This window comes from Dehalococcoides sp., assembly GCF_041654235.1.
Classification (GTDB): domain Bacteria; phylum Chloroflexota; class Dehalococcoidia; order Dehalococcoidales; family Dehalococcoidaceae; genus Dehalococcoides; species Dehalococcoides mccartyi_B.
Genome location: NZ_JBAZDW010000089.1, coordinates 1 through 3,752 on the forward strand (window position 1 = coordinate 1; position 3,752 = coordinate 3,752).

Annotated in this window: 3 protein-coding genes; 2 read left to right on the forward strand and 1 reads right to left on the reverse strand. The window is 49.6% G+C overall.

The genetic code is table 11. The features are described 5' to 3' along the window. Both WC259_RS07880 and WC259_RS07885 read left to right on the forward strand, forming a co-directional pair. On the forward strand, positions 1-1,606 hold a 1,606-nt coding region (locus WC259_RS07880; RefSeq protein WP_372644133.1), incomplete at its 5' end, for a nucleoside recognition domain-containing protein. 51 nt (positions 1,607-1,657) lie between these two features. After that, a complete protein-coding gene (locus WC259_RS07885) occupies positions 1,658-3,055 on the forward strand; it encodes an MFS transporter (RefSeq protein ID WP_011309841.1) in 1,398 nt (465 codons plus the stop codon). A gap of 109 nt (positions 3,056-3,164) precedes the next feature. On the opposite strand, the gene WC259_RS07890 is transcribed toward WC259_RS07885, so the two are convergent. Continuing rightward, positions 3,165-3,599: a flavodoxin family protein gene (locus WC259_RS07890; protein ID WP_078409771.1), complete on the reverse strand. Its 435-nt coding sequence runs from the start codon at positions 3,597-3,599 to the stop codon at positions 3,165-3,167. Between the last annotated feature and the right edge of the window lie 153 nt (positions 3,600-3,752).

A 3,752-nucleotide genomic window follows, 5' to 3' on the forward strand; every position in this document is an offset into this window, starting at 1 on the left:
GATGAAGCTGGGTGATGAAATTGCCGAGGTTATAGATGTGCCCGGTTCTTATACCCTTGAGCCTACCTGCGAAGCGGAAACCGTGGCCAGACGGATGCTGGACGAAGTGGCGGCTGACAAAGAGGGCGAAGTAATAATTCTGAACGTAGTAGATGCCACTAATCTGGAAAGAAACCTGTATCTTACCCAGCAGCTTCTGGAAAGGGGTTTGCCTACTGTTATCGCTATGAATATGTGGGATGAGACCCGCCACAAGGGCATAAAAATAGAGCTGGATAGGCTTTCGGAAATACTGGGCGTGCCCATAGCTCCAACCTCGGCTACCAGCGGCGAGGGTATAAAACAGTTGGTGGTACAGTTGCTTTCACCCCAAATTCCTTCTCTGGCCGTACAGGGGCAGGATGAACGCTGGCAACGTATCGGCGGTATTATTCACCAAGTACAGCAAATAACCCACAGACACCACACCCTTGGGGAAAGGCTGGCGGATGCCAGTGTGAGCCCTGTTTTGGGTGTGTTTATGGCTATGCTGATTATGGCGGCAGTTTTTCTGGTGGTGCGTTTTGTGGGCGAGGGGCTGATAAGTTATGTATTTGACCCCATTTTCGATAACCTGTGGGCACCGGTAGTGCATTCTCTTTCCGATGCTTTAGGCGGCAGCGGTTTTCTGCACGGACTGCTGGTGGGTAATGTGTCCGGCGGGGAAATAAACTTCAAAGAGTCTCTGGGACTCCTTACCAGCGGTTTGTATGTGCCGTTTGCCATGGTTTTGCCGTACATAGTAGCCTTTTATCTGGTTTTGGGCATACTGGAAGATACCGGCTATCTGCCCCGTCTGGCGGTGCTGCTGGACAATGTGATGCACCATTTGGGCCTTCATGGATTTGCCTTTATACCCACTTTGCTGGGTTTGGGCTGTAACGTGCCGGCTATTATGGCTACCCGCAGCCTGGAAAGCCGTCGTGAGCGTTTTATTGCGGCTACTCTGGTCTCAGTGGCGGTGCCCTGCGTTTCTCTGCAGGCCATGATAATTGGCATGCTGGGGGGATTCGGGATAGGGTATGTTTTTCTGGTTTTCGGTACCCTGTTTGCAGTCTGGCTGGGGCTGGGTATGATTCTGAACAAGATTACCCCCGGTTTCAGTCCCGAACTCCTTTTGGAAGTGCCTCCCTATCGCCTGCCCCCTGTCAATCTGGTATTTAAAAAGCTGGCCTTCAGGATTAAAAGTTTTCTGAAAGAGGCTTTGCCTATCATACTGGGGGTAGTGGCAGTTATAAATATACTAAATTTCACTAAAGTATTTGATGTTATCGCCAAAGCGGCCGAGCCGGTGGTGACCGGCATTCTGGGTTTGCCGGCTGAAGCGGCTGTGCCTCTGGTGGTGGGTTTTTTGCGTAAGGATGCGGCTATGGCGCTGATGGGTCCTCTGGATATGGGGCCTGAACAACTGGTGGTTGCCAGTTTGGTGCTGGCCATGCTGTTTCCCTGCATTGCTTCGCTGGTAATACTTTTCCGCGAACTGGGAAAGAGAGATGCCTTGAAATCAGTACTGGTCATGCTGATTGCGGCTTTCGGGGTGGGCGGGTTGATGAATCTTATTCTCTGAAAAAGGGTTTGATTTTTCTGCCAGAGCTATTTGGATTATAATAAGTAGATTATGACTCAGCCAGATTTGCCCAAGAGACAGATAAGTCAGGAAGCCGTATTGGTGGTTACGACCTTAAGTGCCTTCCTGACTCCTTTTATTTCATCATCTATAAATATCGCTTTGCCCTCCATGGGCGAAGAATTCGGTATTGATGCCGTCCACCTTAGCTGGATAGCCACCGCCTTTATTCTGGCGGCAGTGGTCTGTCTGGTGCCTTTCGGAAGGCTGGCGGATATCTACGGGCGCAAACGTATATTGACTATCGGCATCATTATTTATACTCTGGCTTCAATTTCCTCTGCACTTTCTCCCAATGAAGGCTGGCTGATATTCAGCCGGATTATTCAGGGTGTGGGCGGTGCCGGTATATTCGGTACTTCTGCTCCCATTCTCATTTCGGCTTTTCCTCCCGGTATGCGGGGACGGGTGCTGGGGATAAATGTAGCGGCAGTATATATAGGTTTGTCTGCCGGGCCTTTTCTGGGGGGCTTTCTTACCCAAAACTTTGGCTGGAGGAGTATTTTCTGGTCAAATGTGCCTTTGGGTTTGATGGTTATCGGGTTTATTTTCTGGAAGATGCGCGGCTGGGATATGGCCGAATCCAAGGGTGAAAAATTTGATTATCTGGGTTCACTGGTATATGGGCTTGGGGTGGTGGCGGCTATGGCCGGCACTACCATTTTGCCTGACCCGACTGCAGTCTGGTATATACTGGCAGGCCTTATAGCTTTCAGCGTGTTTATTTGGCGGGAACTGAATTTCACCAGCCCTATTTTTGATGTACGCCTGTTTAAGCGTAACCGTCCGTTTATCTTGTCCAATCTGGCGGCTCTTATAAATTACAGTGCTACTTTCGGGGTGGGCTTTTTGATGAGCCTGTATTTGCAGTATATAAAAGGTTTCAGTCCCCAATCTGCCGGGCTGGTACTGGTGGCTATGCCCATTGTTCAGGCCTGTCTGTCGCCTTTTGCCGGCAGGCTTTCAGACCGCATTCAACCGCGTTTTGTGGCTACTGCCGGTATGGGCTTAACTACTATCGGGCTGGCCCTCTTGTCAACCCTGAGCACGGACACTCCGCTGGTATTTATAATAACTGCATTGATATTACTGGGGTTGGGCTTTGCCCTGTTTTCTTCTCCAAATACCAATGCGGTTATGAGTTCGGTTGAGAGAAAACACTACGGGGTGGCCTCAGGAACGCTTTCCACCATGCGTCTTTCCGGCCAGATGATAAGCTTGGCGGTGGTTATGTTCCTGTTTTCCCTGATACTGGGGCCGGTTCAGATTGGTCCGGAGAATTATGAAGGTTTTCTGACCAGCATGCGTACCGCTATGATACTTTTTACTACGCTGTGTTTTCTGGGTATCTTTGCGTCCCTGTCCAGAGGAAATACCCGCAAGGCCTGAGCTGGCTATTAGGTCTATTTCACTTGATAAAGAAGGTGGCTGCCCGCTTTACTGTTTGCCGGTAATCATCTGGTTTATACGGCTATAAGGGCAGGCTACCACCCCCAAATCATTTTATGAGTTCCTTTGCCCAAGCGGCGGCACGTTCAAGTTCGCCTTCTTTTAGAGGGCCTTTTTCAGTCTCTACGAAGAACCAGGTCGGCGGGGCTAAAAGCTGTCCGCCTTTTTGGGTCAGCGATGCGGCTATGCGGTCAGCGGCAAAGCCGAATATTTTGACTATCGGGTTGGAAAATCTGGTATCAAATGATGCTACCTTAATACCTTTCAAGGTGGGAAGATTTTTAATCAATTCCTGCAAGGGTTTGGTAGGACGGCCGCCCTGAGTCGGCGAGCCGAATATGACCAGGTCAAAGGTAAGCAGTTTTGACGGACTGATTTCGGTTGCTCTGCATACCTCAGCACCACTGCCGATAGCACTGGCTACTGACCGGGCAATTTGCTCGGTGTTGCCGTAAAATGAATCATATATAACCAAAGATTTCATGATGTATCCTTGTCTTGTACCCGGTTTATTTTCGTTTCTTTATCTGGTAGCGGATAAGGGTTTTTAGTACTTTGGCATCCGGTTTGGATTGATATTCTTCCTCATGCGGGCCGGATATCTCATAACCGTTTGCGGCGATAAACTTGTGCAGGC

Coding starts and splice junctions, on each gene's coding strand:
- WC259_RS07885 (WP_011309841.1), top strand. CDS start 1,658: ATGACTCAGCCAGATTTGCCCAAGAGACAGATAAGTCAGGAAGCCGTA.
- WC259_RS07890 (WP_078409771.1), bottom strand. CDS start 3,599: ATGAAATCTTTGGTTATATATGATTCATTTTACGGCAACACCGAGCAA.